Raw genomic sequence first — 16245 nt, forward strand, 5'->3', positions numbered from 1 at the left:
CCCCCGAAGCCGCCCCCCGTTCAAACCGAGGAGCTTCCTTCGGCCCGAGACGCCGCGCCTCAGGATCCGGCTCGCAAGCGGAGGCGCTCCGAGGTCGTGATTCCCCTGTCGGAGCGGCCCACCCAGCTGCTCGACAGCGCCACGGAGCTCTTCCTCCCCAGCATCCCCCAGCAGCGAAACTGGAAGCGGCTCGCGGGCATCGCCTGCGGCGTCGTGGTCGTCGCGGCCTGCGTGGGGCTCGCCCTTTCCACGCGGCGCCCGGCCACGTCCGGTGCCATGCCCGCGCCCGAAGCCCGACCCCGGCTGGACTCCGGCACCCTGCGTCCGCCCACCTTCGTCCAGTACCCCGTGACGGAGTTCCTGCTCGAGGCAGACCGCGACGTCATCATCGTCCCCCGGACCTTCAAGGCGTTTGGACCGCTCGCCCCGGAGCGCTCCTTCGTGCTCGTCGACACGACCTCGCCCGGCCGGGGTGCGCCCTTCATCCTCAGTCCGTCCCAGGGCCTTCCTCCAACGGTCTTCTTCCTGCTGTCCGGCGACGCCTCGCTCCTCCCCGAGGGGGCCCGTCTGGGGGAACTCGCGGGCGAGCCCCAAGCCATCGAGAAGGCCCGCGATATCTCGCTCTTCCGTCTCGGACCTGGCAGCAAAGAGTCGATCCCCGAGCGGCTCATCCAACTGTCCGGCGCGAGCGTCGCGGCATCGAAGTCCTTCGTCTTCCGCCCTGACGCGGAGGGGCTGCTGCTGAAGCGCGGACTCGTCCTCAAGGGGCTCGATCCGATGACGACCTACGCGCTGAACCTGGAGGCGACGCCCCAGGGCGCATTCCTTCATGGTCGCGGCGCGGGCCCCGCCACCACGGTCATCTGTGCCCAGTGGGTGCCACCGCCCGAAGAGAACCCCTCGCCGCGCGGAGTCTCCCGGGACAAGGAGGCCTTGCCCCTCCAGTTCCTGCTCCGACAAGGCGAGGAGCGCCGCGTGCGAGGCGTCCTCGGACTGGTGTGTGGCTTCGTCGACGACGGCGCCGACGGCAACGAGGGGGCGCTCCGGATGCGCATCGACGCGGAGGCCGCCGTCAAGCGTCCGCCCGCCAAGAAGCCTCGCACCCCGGACGTCACGCAGCTGCTCAAGGACCTGAAGCAACACCTTCGCGAGAAGAAGTACGAGGAGGCCGTGGCCGTGGGGGAGAAATGCCTGGCCTTGATTCCCAGCCACCCCGAATGCCTGCTCCTGTCAGGCACGGCGCTGGGCTACGCGGGCCGGACGGAAGAGGGCGCGCGACTGTACCAACGCTTTCACCAGCTCTATCCGGAACACACACAAGCGAACATCGTGGAGGGGCTCCTGATGGAAATCGAGGGCGCCTCGGCCCCGAAATGACGGCGCCACCGCGACATGATTTGCGCGCCCGCCACGGGTTACCCCCATGACCCACGATCCGCATGAGCACCTTGGACGCTACGAGCTCCTCACCCAGTTGGGTCGAGGAGGCATGGCGGAGACGTGGCGCGCGCGGTTGGTCGGCGCCGCGGGCGTCACCAAGCCGGTCCTCATCAAGAAGGTGTTGCCGGAGTTCGCCAACGACGAGGCGTTCGTCTCCATGTTCATCAGCGAGGCGCGCATCTCCGCCACGCTGTCGCACGGGAACATCGCCCAGGTCTTCGACTTTGGACGGATGGATGGACAGTACTTCCTGGCCATGGAGCTCGTGGATGGCCAGCCGCTCCACCGACTCCTGAGGCGCGCGGCGAAGACGGGCCTGCAGCAGATGCCCATTCCCCTGGCGACGTACATCGCCTTGGAGATGTGCCGGGGGCTTCACTATGCCCACACGCGCACGGACGAGAAGGGCGCGCCCCTGCACATCGTCCACCGGGACATCTCTCCGGACAATGTCCTCATCAGCTACGAGGGTCAGGTCAAGATCGTCGACTTCGGCATCGCCAAGGCGCGCATGCTGCGCAACTTCAACACCGAGCCCGGCGTCGTGAGAGGGAAGTACCTGTACTTCTCTCCCGAGCAGGCCCGAGGCCGCGAGGTGGATGCCCGCACGGATGTCTGGGCAACGGGCCTGGTGCTCTACGAGATGCTGTGTGGACAGCTCCCCGTCACCGGCACGCAGGCGGCGGTGATGTCTCGGATGGTGCATGGGGAGTTCTCCTCGCCCCGGGAGGTGCGCAAGGAGCTGCCGTCCGCGCTGAATGAGATTGTGATGCGAGCGCTGTCCGTGGATGCCTCGATTCGCTACGAGTCGGCGAATGCGTTTGGCGACGCGCTGGCCTCATTCCTCTATCCGTTCGCGCCTCGGTTCTCGACCATGAACCTGGCGTATCTCGTCCGGGAGCTGTTCAAGCCGGACCTGCTCCAGGAGGGCCGCGAGCTGACCGTGCCGCCCTCGTTCCTCGAGGAGCTGGCCGCCTGGCGTGGAACGGACGCACCTCCGCCCCGTCCCCACGCACGGCCACCGACGCCAGGGCCCGCGCCCGTGTCCAAGGTGTCTTCCCCGAGGCGCGGCGCACACAATGCCCCCACCGTGCGCACGCCTTCGGTCGCGGGTCCCTCGAAGTTCCCCAAGTGGGGTCGACTGGGGCTGGTCGCGGGCACAGGACTCCTCGCGCTCTGGGGGACCCTTCACTGGCTGCGGCCGGCGAGGGAACTCGAGCTACCGGATTCTCCTTCCCATCCCTCGCGGCTCGCGCACTACCCGGAGCCCGGCGACGCGGGGGGCGCGGTGTCGCGCTCCGCTCCAGATGCCTCGACTCCGCGGGCCGCCCAGCAGGTGGCGCTGGATGCGTCCAGTCCGGAGACAGACTCCGAGGACTCCAACGAGTCAGAGCCCGTCCCGGAGTATCCCGCCGCGACGGCCTTCCGTCTGGACTCCCGACGACATGTCCTGCGCGTACCGCTGGACCTGGTTGCCTTCCCGCGTCTGGATTCGACCGTCACCTACCGCCTCTGGGGCTCGAGCCCGTCGGATGGGTTTGCCCACCCGGCCGTCCTGGAACCCGCGCCGCGCCGGGAGCCCCCGGTCTTCTTCCTGCTCTCGGGCGAGGCGGTCAGACCGGAGGTGCGCGAGGGCGTCGTCGGTCGCCGTCCCATCTCGATAGAGGGCGTCCGGGCCGTCGCGCTGTTCACCCTGGGAGAGCCGACCCAGGATGACCTCGCCTACCAGTCGGTGTACCTCAAGCAAGAGGATGCGGCCGTCGAGCAGCGCTTCACCTTCCACCCCGAGCCCATGCGCGTCTCCGCCAGCAAGGGGCTTCTGATTCGAGGCCTGGATGCCCGGCAGACCTATACCCTGTCGCTGAATCCGGTCGGGGAGGGTGTCTTCCTGAGAGGAAGGGCCTACGCGCCGATGAGCCAGGTGGCCTGCATCGAGTGGTCCGAACTCCCCTCCGCCCTCGAGCCCGTCCGGAAGGTCGACGGGTATGCCGAGCAGCCGCTGCAGTTCCTCCTGCCGGAGTGGCGCGAGGTGAGGGTCCGCGGCATCCAGGGCCTGCGCTGTGGATTCATCGACGATGCCGTCTTCGACAACGAAGGCGAGGCCGAGGTGCGCATCGCGCCGTGGGACCCCAAGCGCCCCAAGGCTCCCCCGGTGGAGGATGCCCGCGTGGGGGAGGCCACGAGGTTGGCCACACAAGGGCAGCGGCTGGCGCGTGCCGGACAGTTCTACGATGCCTTCCTGCTGGCCGAGGATTGCCTCTCCACCGTCCCGGAACAGCCGGACTGCCTGGTCCTCTCGGGGGTCATGCAGGCGCGGCTCGGCCGGATGGACGGCGCCCTCGAGCGCTATCGGACCTTCCTCCGGCGCCACCCGAGCCACCCCAAGGCCGCCACCGTGAAGGAACTCCTCTCGGGCCATGGGCAGACCCGACCCGCGTCCACCCCCTAGCGGCGGGAATCCTGACATTGAGACCCGCATTCACTGACGACCCTTTTTGATCGGAATCCCTCGCGATACCCTACGCCCCAATGGCGAATGAGCAGCACGAACAGTTTGGCCGGTACGAGCTCCAATCCCGAATTGGCCGGGGGGGGATGGCGGAGACGTGGCGGGCGCAGCTTCTGGGGGCCGCGGGCGTCACCAAGCCAGTCCTCATCAAGAAGGTGTTGCCGGAGTTCGCCAACGACGAGGCGTTCGTCTCCATGTTCATCAGCGAGGCGCGCATCTCCGCCACGCTGTCGCATGGGGCCATCGCGCAGGTCTTCGACTTCGGGCAGGTGGATGGCGAGTACTTCCTGGCCATGGAGTACGTGGACGGGCAGCCGCTCAACCGCATCATGAAGCGGGCGCTGCGCTCCAACTTCGCAAGCCTTCCGGTGCCCATCGCCACGTACATCGCCCTGGAGATGTGCCGGGGGCTGCACTACGCGCACACGCGCGCGGACGACAAGGGCGAGCCGCTGAACATCGTCCACCGGGACATCTCCCCCGACAACGTCCTCATCAGCTACGAGGGCCAGGTCAAGATCGTCGACTTCGGCATCGCCAAGGCGCGCTCGCTGCGCAGCTTCGACACCGCGCCGGGCGTCGTGAAGGGCAAGTACCTCTTCTTCTCCCCGGAGCAGGCGCGGGGCGAGGACGTGGATGCGCGCACGGACGTCTGGGCCACGGCCGTGGTGCTCTTCGAGATGGTGTGTGGCCGGCTCCCGTTGGAGGGGCCGGAGTACGTGGTGATGCACAAGCTGCACACGCGTCAGCCGTTGCCGCGTCCGCGCGACATCAAGCCGGACCTGCCGGTGCGACTGGAGGCCATCCTCCAGAAGGCGCTCGCGGTGAAGAAGGAGGACCGCTTCGAGTCCGCGCATGCCTTCGGGGATGCGCTGGCGGGGTTTCTCTTCAAGGCCGCGCCGCGCTTCTCCGCGATGTCGGCGGCCTATCTCCTGCGGGAGTTGTTCCGCCCCGACCTGACGGAGATGGGCAAGGACACCAAGGTTCCGCCCTCGTTCGTGGAGGAGCTGTCCGTCTGGCGTGCCACCAACAGCCTCCTGCCCAAGCCGACGGAGATCTCCGCGCCGGAGCTGCGCACGGAGCCGCAGACCATCGAGAGCCATCCAGGAGAGCTGCCGGATGGAGGGGAGGGGCTGGACGGCGAAGACGAGGATGAGGACGGCAACTCTCCGGACCGGGGAGGCTTCTTCGAGAACGGCTTCCGCATCTCCACGCACCACGTCGTGGTGGCCGCGGGCCTGCTGGTGCTCGCGGGGTTCATGTGGTCGGCGTTCGACAAGCTCAAGTCGGACTGGGTCCCGCCGAAGCCCTCGTCGAGCGGGCCGGCCCGGCCGCCGCTGCCCACGCCTCCGCTCAAGGACGCGGATGCCCGCAGGCCAACGGATGCACCTCCGCGGCAGCAGCCCGCTCAGGTGGCCGCGGGCAAGCCGCCCGAGGCGATGGACACAGTGCACATGCCCATGGAGTCCTTCCGGCTGGATGCACGGCGGCACCTGTTCGGCGTCTCGTCCGGGCGTGCGGCGCTGGGGACGCTGAACCCGGAGGTGACCTATCGCATCTCCGAGTCGGGGGTCTTGTCCCCGGCGGATCGCGGCAAGCCCATGCCGAGCATCTTCTTCCTGCTGTCGGGGAAGAACGTCGCGGCGGACGCGGCGGTGGGCCTCGTGACGCGCAAGCCGGAGCCGTTCCGGGGCGCATCGGCGGTGATGATCTTCACGGTGGGCGCGCCCACGCCCCAGGATGACCTGCCCGAGCGCATCGTCACGGTGACGAACACGCGGACGAACGAGGAGCGCCGCCACACCATCCACCTGGAGTGGATGACCACGGACCTGAGCAGGAGCCTCTTCGTGGACGGCCTGGACCCCATGGAGGTGTACACGCTGTTGCTGGAGCCGGTGGAGGGTGGGGCCTTCACGCGAGGAAGAGATCAAGGGCCGGTGGTGACGGTGGCGTGCGTGCAGCAGGTGTCGGTGGAGCGTGATGGTCCGAGCACGCCTCCGGCCCGGGCGCAGCGCTTCCTCCTGTCGCGGGGCGAGGACGTGAAGCTCAGCGGCGTCCACGGGTTGTACTGCGGCTTCATCGACGATGACCCGACGGACAACCAGGGCGCGGTGTCGGTCCGCATCGAGACGGCCCGAGCCACCGCGGAGCGCGCCGCCGCGGCCGCCGAGCGTGCCGAGGCCGAAACCGTCGAGGTCGAGGTCGAGTCCGCCAACATCGGGCACGAGGATGCGGGAGCGCGCCCTGGGGGACATGTATCGACGGGGACGCGTACGACCACGAGCAAGCCGGCGACATCCGGCAAGCAGCAGGAAATCGTGGTGGAGCCGGAGGAGTCGCCGGAAGCGAGTCGAGGCGAGCTGGCGCTCGAACAGGCCAAGGCCCTGTTCAAGTCAAAGCAGTTCGAGTCCGCGAGGACCCGGGCGCGCGAGTGCGTCGCGATGGAGCCGGAGAACTTCGAGTGCCACCTGTTCCTGGGCTCGGTGGCGGCGCGGCTCGGCCGCAAGGAGGAGGGTGCGAAGCACTACCGCCTCTTCCTCGACCTGGCCCCGTCATCTCATGCGCAGGCGAGCAAGGTGCTGCGCGTGCTGGAGGAGTACGAGTCCATGCAGGGCTCACCTTCCGAGCCGTAGCGCGACTGGCTCGGATGTTCGAGGGCCAGGGGACATGCTCCGAGCCGTCGCGACACCGGCGCGGAGATGCACGGCCTCACTTCATGGGCTGGCCGAGGGTCTGGGCGCTGACATTCGGCGAAGGGGAAGCGAGGGCGCCGAGCAGCGCCCGCGCCCGCTCCACCTGTCTCGGTGGAAGCGGTGGGAAACCTCGCAGCGCCGCGTCCAGGTGAAGCCGGGCCTCGTCCCGGGCCCCGTCCGCCGAGGCCACGAGTCCCGCGACATACTCCAGCCTCGCGTTGCGAGTCCCCAGCCGCAGCGCGGCCTCCGCCAGGGGACGCGCCTCGTCCAGCTTGCCGGCGCTGACGAGCGCATAGGCCAGCACCGCCTGCGTGAAGACGTCCTGACGGCGTGTCAGCTCACGCCGCGCGAGCACCTCCGCCTGGGCCACGTCTCGTCCCAGGTCCAGGAGCAGCCGCGCCTGCTCCCTCGCGTCCTGGGCCGTGTCCTGGAACGCCTGGGTGTATTCGGCCTGGGCCTCCTGCTCGCGCCCCGCGGCCATGAGCGCGTCGGCCAGGAAGGCCCGATGTCCCGACTTGGGACGAGCGGTCATCGCCGCCCGGTATTCCACCGCCGCCGCGTCGGGGAGTCCTCGCATGCGCAGCACATGCCCCCGTCCCGCGTGCGCGCGGTCCAGGCCGGGCGCATGTGAGAGCGCCACGGTGAAGTACTCGATGGCCGTGTCCGGCTCGCCTCGCGCGAGGTACGCATCGCCCAGCTCACACAAGGCCCGAGCCACCGTGTCGCCATCCCGAGGGTCCGCCGACGTCGCCGCCAGCTTGAGGACGGAGATGGCCCCATCCACGTCTCCGCGCATGAGGCGCAAATAGCCCACGCGGGTGTACGTCGCATGCGAGGGCTTCAAGTCCATCATCCGCGCGTAGGCCGTCTCCGCCTCGTCGTAGCGCCCCAGCTCCAGCTCCGCATCTCCAAGCAGCCCCTGGAAGAAGGCGTCGTGCGGGAACAGCTCCGTCAGTCGTCGCGAGGCGTCGCGAAGATCCTGGAACTGATGGTCGTGGTGGAGCAGGAGCAGCTCCACCTTGAGGGCATCCACGCGCTCGGGGTCCACCAGCAATGCGCGTCGTGCGGCGACACGCGCATGCAGGAGGTGTTGCTCATCCCCCGAGCGGAATCCCTCCCGCATCCACTCCGTGGCGAGTCGGGCCTGGGCCGGGGCATCGTCCAGCGGGGCTTCGCGCTGCATCCGAGCCAGTCGCTCCCCCGTGGATTCGGACGCCCGCGAGCCCGGGGGCGTCTGCCGTGCGGGAGCGAGCCACCACCGCGTGAGCCCACCCGCGGAGATCGCCACCACCGCGACACCGAGGGCGAGCAGTTGTCGAGAGGCCATGGCGCGCGGGCTCAGGGGGTCGGGTCGCCGGAGTGGGGAGGCGCCAGGTACGGGAAGGTCGTGAGGAAGGCCTTGTCGTTGGCCGCCACGCCATCACTGAGCCCGGCGGCCGCCGCGGCGAAGGTGCCGCCTCCGTCGGGAAGAATGGCGGGACCGCCGTCCGCGAAGGTCGTGAAGAAGGCGCCGCCCACCGCCTTGAGCGCCACGTCCGTCACGTCGTCGGTCAGCAGCCGCCCGTTGGGGAACGTGGAGTCCGTGCCCGTGTTGATGTGGAGCATCTCGCCCGTGGGCTTGCCCTGGGTGTTGCGGGTGAAGATGGTGGCCAGGTCCGTGCGCGGCGCGGGTGGGGCCAGGGGAATGAAGCCCTTGGCCTGGAGGAGCTGGGGCAGCTCCGGATTGGAGATGATGGCGACGATGGCCGGCGTGGACAGGTCGTTCTGCGGCTTGGAAGCGTTGAAGAAGTCCTTGAACTTCATCGGGACGACCACCTCGTTCACCAGCGGATTGCCCAGGCGGGACACCTGGACCCACGAGCCGCTCGTATCCACCCCGCCATCCGTACGGCGCGTCGTGACCTTCGGCCGGCTGGACGTGGTCCAGATTCCCAGGTGCGGTGAGCTGAACTCCGTCAGCGGCAGCTCGATGACGAGCGACAGCACGTTGAGCCCCGCCAGGTCATCGCGGTTCGGCTTGCCGTCGTAGTTGAGGAAGTCGAACGTCTTCGAGAGGTTGACGAAGAACGGGTCGTCCCGAGGGCCCGCGAAGATCTTGTACTTGGCCGCGGTGCCCAGCCCCGTCTGGATGGCGCTCTGGGTGATGGGGTCCAGCACGGAGGCCCCCGCGGTCTGCGGATAGGCGGGCGTCGTCAGTCGCCCCACGTTGTTGGGGGCCACCGGTGCGTCCCGGACGACGACCTGCTGCGAGCCGCCCACGACCTTGGTGAGCGTGTACGTCTGGTAGCGGAGGATCTCCGGGGCCGTGGCCGTCTTCACGCCCGAGAAGGCGTAGAGGAAGGAGTCCTTGTACGCGTCATACCCCGCCACCGCGCCCACGGAGGGCAGGGGGCTGGGCCGAATCTGCGTGCGGAAGCGGAACTGGAAGCGCATGTCGGGCGCGCCGTCTCCCGACTGGTCGACCTGGATTTCGTAGAGGACGTTGTCGTCGAACAGGTAGTAGTTGGGGCCGCCGTAGGGAATGCCAATGGGGTAGTAGTTGGCGACCAGCACCAGGTTGCCGCCCTGCTTCCAGGCGTACATGTCCGTCCCGTCCGCCGCCGGGTCGTTGCTGATGAGCGGGGCCTCGCGATGGCTGGACGCCACCGCGACGCTGGCTGCGAGGAACAGCGGAACCGCGAGGAGATGCCACGCCGGATTGGGAGCTCTCATTCGTTTTCCTGGGAGGGGGGAAACCACGAGGGCGGGCGCGGGACGAAGCTGCGGGCTCGTTCGCCAGGGCCCCCTCCGTACCCGGCAGGTTGGGTCCCTGGCTCCTGTCCCAAGGTGCCGGAGGGCCTCCAGTGTCCGGTGGGCATCAGCCCGGCATGTCGCGGTGAGTCATAAAGCTGGCGGAGGGGGGCTTGGAAAAGCGAGGGGCCCTCCCGTAGAAAGGCAGCCGCATGACGCACTCCCGCATCGTCCGTTCGCTCGCGCTTCCGGTGTTGCTCCTCTCCGCGGCTTGCGGTGACTCCGAGGACTCGATTCCCGTCCGGACCTGCGAGGTGACGCTGACGTACGCGCCCCAGCAGTCACTCCAGGGCGCGGTGTCCATCACGGGCGAATGGAATGGCTTCTCCGCCACGTCCGCGCGCATGGCGGACCGGGGTGACGGCGTGTTCACCGCGCGCCTGGAAGGACTGGAGCCGCGCGACTACGGCTACCGCTTCGTGGTGGGCAAGCAGGAGCTGTTGGACCCGCAGAACCCGTACTCCCGCTGGGTGCGCACGGAGGAGTACTCGCGCCTGACGGTGCCGGACTGCCGCGAGCCCGTGCTGGAGCTGCGGCGCTTCGTGTCGACGCCGGAAGGCTCGCTCGACGTGGACGTCGCGTACGTCGACGGAACCGACGAGGTGGGGCCAGCCACCGACAAGGTGAGGCTGTCCCTCGACGGGGAGGAGAAGCCCGGCACCTTCGACGCGGGAACGGGGCGCTTCCGCTTGCAGGTCCAGGGACTGGCCCAGGGCAAGCACCACGTGAAGGTGGTGGCCGTGGACGCGTCCGGCCGCGCGGCGCCGCCGCTCTACCTGCCGTTCTGGGTGGAGCCCCAGAAGTTCCGGTGGGAGTCGGGGCTGATGTACTTCGCCTTCACGGACCGCTTCCTCAACGCGCGCTCGGAGAACGACGGGGCCGTGGCGGACGTGGACCCCATCGCCAACTACCAGGGCGGCGACTTCGCCGGCATCACCCAGAAGATCGAGGACGGCTACTTCGACGCGCTCGGCGTGCGCACGCTGTGGATCTCCCCGGTGGACCAGAACCCCGAGGGGCGCTTCATCGGCACGGGCGGCAAGTACTACGCCGGCTACCACGGCTACTGGCCCTCCCAGCCGCGCGCGACGCAGCACCGCTTCGGTTCCATCGAGGACCTGCGCGCCCTCACCGCCGCGGCCCATCGCAAGGGCATCCGCGTCATCGCCGACCTGGTGCTCAACCACGTCCACGAGGAGCACCCGTACTGGGTGAGCCACCGGAACGACGACTGGTTCAACACCTCCGCCAGCTGCGTGTGCGGCACCCAGGACTGTGACTGGGAAGAGAAGCGGCTGACGTGCAAGTTCACCAACTACCTGCCGGACTTCAACTGGCGCTCGTCGAACATGGTGGACCAGTTCATCGACGACACGCTGTGGTGGCTGGAGGCGGCGGACTTCGACGGCTTCCGCATGGACGCCGTGAAGCACATGGACCAGGTGGCGGGCCGCACCCTGCGCGGTCGCCTGCGGGACATCACCGCGATGACGGGCACCGAGTTCTACCTGGTGGGTGAGACCTTCGTCGGCGCGGATGGCCGCTCGCAGATCGCCCGCTACATCAGCCCCCGCGAGTTGGATGGTCAGTTCGACTTCCCCCTGTACTGGCCGGTGCGCGAGGCCTTCGCGGACGGCCAGGGCCTGGAGCGCGTGGACCAGGCGGTGCGGGAGAACGAGGTCTTCTACGCGCCGGGCACCATCAACTCGCCCTTCATCGGCAACCACGACGTGGCGCGCTTCATCTCCCAGGCGGCGAAGCAGCTGGACGGGGAGGGGGGAGACCCCTGGAGCAGCTCGCGCCCCTCGGCCTCGGTGACGGACGCGGCGGCCTTCGAGAAGGCGAAGTTCGCCTTCACCTTCGTGCTGACGCAGCCGGGCGTGCCGCTCGTCTATTACGGGGACGAGGTGGGCCTGCCGGGCGCGGGGGATCCGGACAACCGCCGGTTGATGCGCTTTGGCTCCACGCTCACCCCGCTGGAGGCGGAGCTGCTCGCCGTCGTCCAGAAGCTGGGGCAGACGCGCCTGGCCCATCCCGCGCTCCAGACGGGAGCCCGACACACGCTGCGGATTGAAAGGGACTTGTACATCTTCCAGCGCTCGCTGCCGGACGGGCAGGGCGCGGTGATCGCCATCAACCGGAGCGACGTGGAGCGCCCGCTGGTGGTGGAGCCCCTGGGAAGCCTCGCGGCGAGCAGCGCCACGTACGAGGACGTCTTCAGTGGGCGGACGCTCCAGCTCGCCGGGACGGAGACCGTGATGGTGGTCCCGCCGCGCAGCGTCGCTGTGTACGTGCCTCGCACCGAGTAGTGCTTCCGCGGGATTGAGGGAAGGGGAGAGGCCGCCCCCTTCCCACCGCGGCCCCGCGAACTACGGCTGCTGCGGAGGGGGCTGCTGCGCCGTCTTGTGCTTGTAGAAGAGCACGAGGGTGTAGCAGTGGAATTCGTTATCGGACGACTGGGCCACCACGCGATCCACGATCTCCAGATCGGAGTTGCTCTTCATCCAACGGGTGACGTTCTCACCCAGCTCCTCGCGCTCCTTCGCCTTGGTGGCGGAGAAGACCTTCACGCCCGTGAACATCGCCAGCCACTCCTTGTGCGGTCCCGACACAGGACAAGGGGGCGTTATCGCACGGGGTGTTCAGAGGTGTCAAAAACCCGGCTTCCTGGAGGGTAGGGCGTTGCTGGCCTCGTGACGGGGGTTTGCACGCGAAAGCGCGTGCTTAGTTTGCCCAAGTCGCACCCGTTTGGGGGCGCTCGAGGCAGGGGGCCACGAGTGGCGGCGTGTTGGGGAAGGGGGCAGGCCCGTGGACGTGAAGACCAAGAAGGATCTGGCGGTTGATTTCATCAACACCATCCGGACGATGGAGCCCACCGCGCTGAATGCGCTCATCGTCAAGGAGGCGGGGGAGGAATTGGCGCAGTTCTTCCTGAACTACAGCGCCAATCTCATCTCCAAGGACCCATCCCGGGTGCTGGAGAACACGTCCTCGCTGATGCTGATGGGGTACCTCATCCGCACCTACGAGGAGAAGAACACGCAGGCCAAGCAGGGGACCTTCCAGTCCTACGCCTTCGCCTGAGGGACGCAGGGGGCAGCGCGGGCTCGACAGGCCCAGGGGAGCCTGTTAGGGAGCGGCGCCCATGCTCATCGACCTGCACGCCCATTCCCACCTGTCCAAGGGGTGCGAGTTGGACCCTCGCGCCGTGTTGGAACGGGCCGCGCTGTTCGGCCTGGACGGGGTGGCCTTCACGGAAACCAATACCCAGGACGGCTGTGACGAGCTGTTCGAGATTGGCGCCAAGTCGAAGGTGAAGGTGTTCGTCGGGTTGGAGTTGGTGACGGACCGTGGCCAATACCTGTGCTTCTTCCCGAAGCCGGAGCTTGCCCCCGAGCCCGTGCAGATGTGGGGCAGCAACCGCGAGAAGCCCTGGAGCGCCGCGGAGTGTCTGCCCAAGGTGAAGGCGATGGGCGCCGCCATCATCGCGGCGCGGCCCTTTGACAGGGACTCGCCCAACCCGGCCATGGACTACGTGCGCTCGCTCAACGTGCTGAGCGCGGTGGAGGGCTACAACGCCCGGGTGAAGCAGACCGCCAACGACCTGGCCGTGGAGGCCGCCGAGGCGCTCAAGCTGCCGTGCACCGGTGGCAGCGACGTGCGCGGCTCCCTGGACGAGATGGGCCGGGGCGCCACGTTCTTCAAGCGCCCCGTGGCGACGCAGGCCCAACTGGTGGCCGAGCTGCTCAAGGGCGAGTTCTGGCCGGTGATGGCCGGGGAGCTGCCCCGCCTCACGCGCCCGGGCGAGGCCCAGGCGGCTCGCAAGCAGGGTGGTGGCGGTGGCGGCGGTGGGAAGCGCCGCCGCGGCGGTGGCGGCGGCGGGCGTCGGTAGTCCGCCGAGCGGTCAAGGCAGGACGGAAGCGCCTGCCTCTTCAGCGCGAGCGAGCCGGCCATCCGTGATGAAGGCCTTGCGGCGGCCTCCCGGATACGTCCACTCCTCGTTCTTCGCGGTGCCCTCCAGCGTGCGCCGCACCAGCTCCGGCGGCCCCCAGGCCATGCGCACCGCGTCCGCGGACATGTTGGCCACCAGACGCTTCTCGCGCACGGCATCGCGCACGGGCGGCGCCAGGGCCTCCAGCTGGGACTTGGGATTCTGGGCGGAGAGGTACTTCTCCACCTCCGCGCGGAAGTCGTTGGGCTGCTCCAGGTTGGGCGGGAGCACCAGCACGAGCGGCGGCGCGTCCGGCTTGCCTTCCTCGGCCAGGTAGACCCACGGCCAGGTGCGCGGCGTGTAGAGGACGCGCTCGGCGACGACCCAGGCGGTGGGGAACTCCACCTTGGTGATGCGCAGCTTCGTGCCCACGGGGAGCGTGCGCTCCACGGCGCCGGGGTTGATGGGCTTGCCGTTGCTGTCGTCCAGGAGGCGCACGTCGTCCGGCGCGTAGGGCGTGAGCAGCCGCTTGGAGCCGTCCCCGAAGAAGGGGATGACGTTGCCGGAGACGCGCAGGTACTGCTCCGCGTCCGGCCCCGTGAGGGTGCGCTGGAGCGACGTGCGGGCCTCCGGCGCCATGCGGGTGTAGTTGCCACAGCCGACCGCGAACGCGGCCAGCACGAGGAGGGACAGCGAGGGAAGGGGGCGTCGAGCGAGCATCGGGGCACCTCCGCGACAGGCACGCGCGGGAGCTCCCTGCTTAGCTCAGCGCGATGCCTGCGTCAGCGTTGACGGGGAGGAGGCTTCCCGCTTGCCGCCACGGCAGCCTCGCTGCGACGGACACACCGGCCCCCGTCCAGCCGGGTCCGGCACGAGCAGGAAGCGGCCGAGCCCGCGCGCATCCGTGAGCTCCGGGTGACCGCACAGAGCACATTGGCGGGGAGGACGCTTGGAGGGAGGGAAGGGCACGGGGAGCGAGTGTGCGTCGCTCCCGGACCCCGCGCGAATTTTCCGCCCCCTCCGCGTCCGACTACTTCTTGTCGCCCGACGCCGCGGCCGGCGCGGGGGCGCCGCTCGTCGAGGCCGCGGCGGGCGTCGACGGAGTGGACGACGTGCTGCTCGAGGAGGAGCTGCTGCTCGACGACGAACCCGAGGAGGAGGACGACGAGGAGCCGTCCTTCTTCGTGGAGCTGTACAGGTCGGAGTACCAGCCGCCGCCCTTGAGGACGAAGCTGGAGCGGCTGAGCATCTTGGTCAGCGGGCCCTCCGCGCCACACGTGGCGCACGTGGCGGGCGGAGGATCCGAGAACTTCTGCAGCACGTCGATGATCTTTCCACAGCTCTGACAGGCGTACTCGTAGATGGGCATGGGTGCGGTGCCTTTTCAGGGAGTTGAGGGAGGGACGCCGGGGTGCAGCTGCTTGCGCAGCCCCTCGGCGAGCCCCAGGCGCTCGATGGCGCGGAAGACCAGCTCGCTGGGCGAGCCATACTTGCGGCCCACGGCATCACTGAGTCCGTGAAGATCCGTGGCGCCGGGGAGTTCATCGCGCAGCAGCCGCTCCAGGTCCTTGCGGAGCGACTCGTTGAACTTGCGCTGGATGCCCAGGTCCGCGAGGTACTTCTCACGGCCCAGCAGATCCAACCGGTGCGTCAGGTGCGAGGTGGCCAGCGCCTCGCGACGGAAGCGCTCGCGCAGGGCCTCCACGTCCTCGGTCAATCCGCAGGAGGCCACCAGCCGCTGCAGCTCCGGAGGACTCACGCCCAGCGCCCAGCCGACCCGGCCCGTCGCGCCACGCTGCTGGGTGTAGGCGTCCAGGAGCTGGAGTCGCTCCTTCTCCTTCAGCGCGTCGAGCAGGCCGTGATCGCGCAGCACCGTCTCCAGGTCCACCAGGGTCAAATCCCCGCGCGAGCCGTTGAACCGGTGCGACATGTTGCGCAGCAGGGCGAAGCGGTGCTCGGAGCCCTCCAGCAACGCCTCCAGGACTTCCTTGCCCGAGGCCCGTGTCAGCTCCACGAAGGGTGTGCGGGGCGCTTCCACGCGGGTGAAGCGGCCCCGGGGACGGGGCAGGTCGCGGCGCAGGAAGCTCGGCCCGTCATCCAGGGCCGCCAGCTCCTGCTCGGAGGGAGAGGTCGTCTCCTCGTCCACCAGGGTGGAGCGCTTCTTCGGGGCGATGCGCTCAAGGACGGTGGCCTCATCCGCCTTGGCGCCCTTCTTCGCCTTGCCGGAGGACTCTCCAGCGGGCTTGGCGGCGGGCAGGGCGAAGGAGGGGATGGACGGGTCCGCGGCCACGGCGCGGGGAGGCGTCTTCTCCTCCCGTACGTAGGCCAACTCGCGGGCCACGTCGTAGTAGCCGCAGCTCTGACGCTGGGCGGCAACGGCGGGGGCGGTACCTCGGAGGATGTCCACGACGGCGAAGGGCCCCAGGGGGGTGGTCTCCGGCTCCGCGTCGGTGAGTGCCCGGACCCGGAAGTCGTCGTCCTCGAGCAGCAGGGCGAGCGCTTCACGGACCTCGGGAGCGGGTGCCGGCGACTTCGCGCGCCGGCAGAAATCCGAGACGGCAACCGCCACGGGGGTGGGGACGTCGTCGGGCTGTCGTCTTCTCTGCCAGGGGCTGGTCATGGAAAGGTGCGGAAAAATGCTCGTTTACGAGGGCGGATGCCTCTATCTTCGCGGCCAGACAAGTGTCAATGAGCCAGTCCGCCTCCAATCTAAACAGCCAGCGGCTGTTGCAAGCCAGGATACGGGCCGGCCAAGGGAAGGAGCGATCCTTGACGCCGGCTGCCGGACGTTGCGGGCCGAGGAGGCAGGGGGTATCAGAGGCCCCGCTTCCGGAGACCAACAGAGGTCGCTGACAGTTTACTTCGAAGAGGACCGGAGC

12 protein-coding genes are annotated in these 16245 nt (G+C 68.9%); 6 read left to right on the plus strand and 6 right to left on the minus strand.

Annotated features, from left to right (window positions below):
* From HR086_RS34120 to HR086_RS49610, 3 genes are all read left to right on the plus strand, one after another.
* A partial coding sequence (locus HR086_RS34120) for a tetratricopeptide repeat protein (RefSeq protein WP_373564390.1) occupies positions 1-1377 on the plus strand: 1377 nt, incomplete at its 5' end.
* Between the two features lie 46 nt (positions 1378-1423).
* Positions 1424-3889, plus strand: a complete 2466-nt coding sequence (locus HR086_RS48020; protein WP_217442059.1) for a serine/threonine-protein kinase — start codon at positions 1424-1426, stop codon at positions 3887-3889.
* Positions 3890-3969: 80 nt separating this feature from the next.
* Positions 3970-6585 carry a protein kinase gene (locus HR086_RS49610; RefSeq protein ID WP_174462197.1) on the plus strand — a complete coding sequence of 872 codons (2616 nt, stop codon included), beginning with the start codon at positions 3970-3972 and terminating at the stop codon, positions 6583-6585.
* 76 nt (positions 6586-6661) lie between these two features.
* Here the strand turns inward: HR086_RS49610 and HR086_RS34135 are convergent, their stop codons facing one another.
* Together HR086_RS34135 and HR086_RS34140 are read right to left on the minus strand one after the other, a co-directional pair.
* The gene (locus HR086_RS34135) at positions 6662-7972 is read right to left on the minus strand and encodes a tetratricopeptide repeat protein (protein WP_174467728.1); all 1311 of its coding nucleotides are present in this window, start codon (positions 7970-7972) and stop codon (positions 6662-6664) included.
* 11 nt (positions 7973-7983) lie between these two features.
* Positions 7984-9357: a DUF4331 domain-containing protein gene (locus tag HR086_RS34140; RefSeq protein ID WP_174467729.1), complete on the minus strand. Its 1374-nt coding sequence runs from the start codon at positions 9355-9357 to the stop codon at positions 7984-7986.
* A gap of 230 nt (positions 9358-9587) precedes the next feature.
* Here HR086_RS34140 and HR086_RS34145 point away from each other — a divergent pair, with 230 nt between their 5' ends.
* Positions 9588-11744 carry an alpha-amylase family glycosyl hydrolase gene (locus HR086_RS34145; protein WP_174467730.1) on the plus strand — a complete coding sequence of 719 codons (2157 nt, stop codon included), beginning with the start codon at positions 9588-9590 and terminating at the stop codon, positions 11742-11744.
* A gap of 60 nt (positions 11745-11804) precedes the next feature.
* On the opposite strand, the gene HR086_RS34150 is transcribed toward HR086_RS34145, so the two are convergent.
* Complete coding sequence (locus tag HR086_RS34150) at positions 11805-12017, minus strand: hypothetical protein (RefSeq protein WP_141648720.1); 213 nt, start codon at positions 12015-12017, stop codon at positions 11805-11807.
* A gap of 226 nt (positions 12018-12243) precedes the next feature.
* On the opposite strand from HR086_RS34150, the gene HR086_RS34155 reads away from it, so the two are divergent.
* Positions 12244-12519, plus strand: a complete 276-nt coding sequence (locus HR086_RS34155; RefSeq protein WP_046713894.1) for a hypothetical protein — start codon at positions 12244-12246, stop codon at positions 12517-12519.
* Between the two features lie 61 nt (positions 12520-12580).
* Positions 12581-13327 (plus strand): PHP domain-containing protein, encoded by a 747-nt coding sequence (locus HR086_RS34160; protein ID WP_141648719.1) that lies wholly within the window; start codon positions 12581-12583, stop codon positions 13325-13327.
* Between the two features lie 12 nt (positions 13328-13339).
* Here the strand turns inward: HR086_RS34160 and HR086_RS34165 are convergent, their stop codons facing one another.
* The 3 genes from HR086_RS34165 to HR086_RS34175 all read right to left on the minus strand — a co-directional run bounded on the left by HR086_RS34165 (position 13340) and on the right by HR086_RS34175 (position 15935).
* Positions 13340-14086 (minus strand): hypothetical protein, encoded by a 747-nt coding sequence (locus HR086_RS34165; RefSeq protein ID WP_174467731.1) that lies wholly within the window; start codon positions 14084-14086, stop codon positions 13340-13342.
* A 310-nt stretch (positions 14087-14396) separates the two neighbouring features.
* On the minus strand, positions 14397-14735 hold the full coding sequence (locus HR086_RS34170; protein WP_174467732.1) for an FmdB family zinc ribbon protein: 339 nt from the start codon (positions 14733-14735) through the stop codon (positions 14397-14399).
* Between the two features lie 15 nt (positions 14736-14750).
* Positions 14751-15935 (minus strand): hypothetical protein, encoded by a 1185-nt coding sequence (locus HR086_RS34175; protein WP_371817255.1) that lies wholly within the window; start codon positions 15933-15935, stop codon positions 14751-14753.
* Positions 15936-16245: the final 310 nt, after the last annotated feature.

The organism is Myxococcus sp. CA039A (assembly GCF_013336645.1).
Lineage (GTDB): Bacteria > Myxococcota > Myxococcia > Myxococcales > Myxococcaceae > Myxococcus > Myxococcus llanfairpwllgwyngyllgogerychwyrndrobwllllantysiliogogogochensis.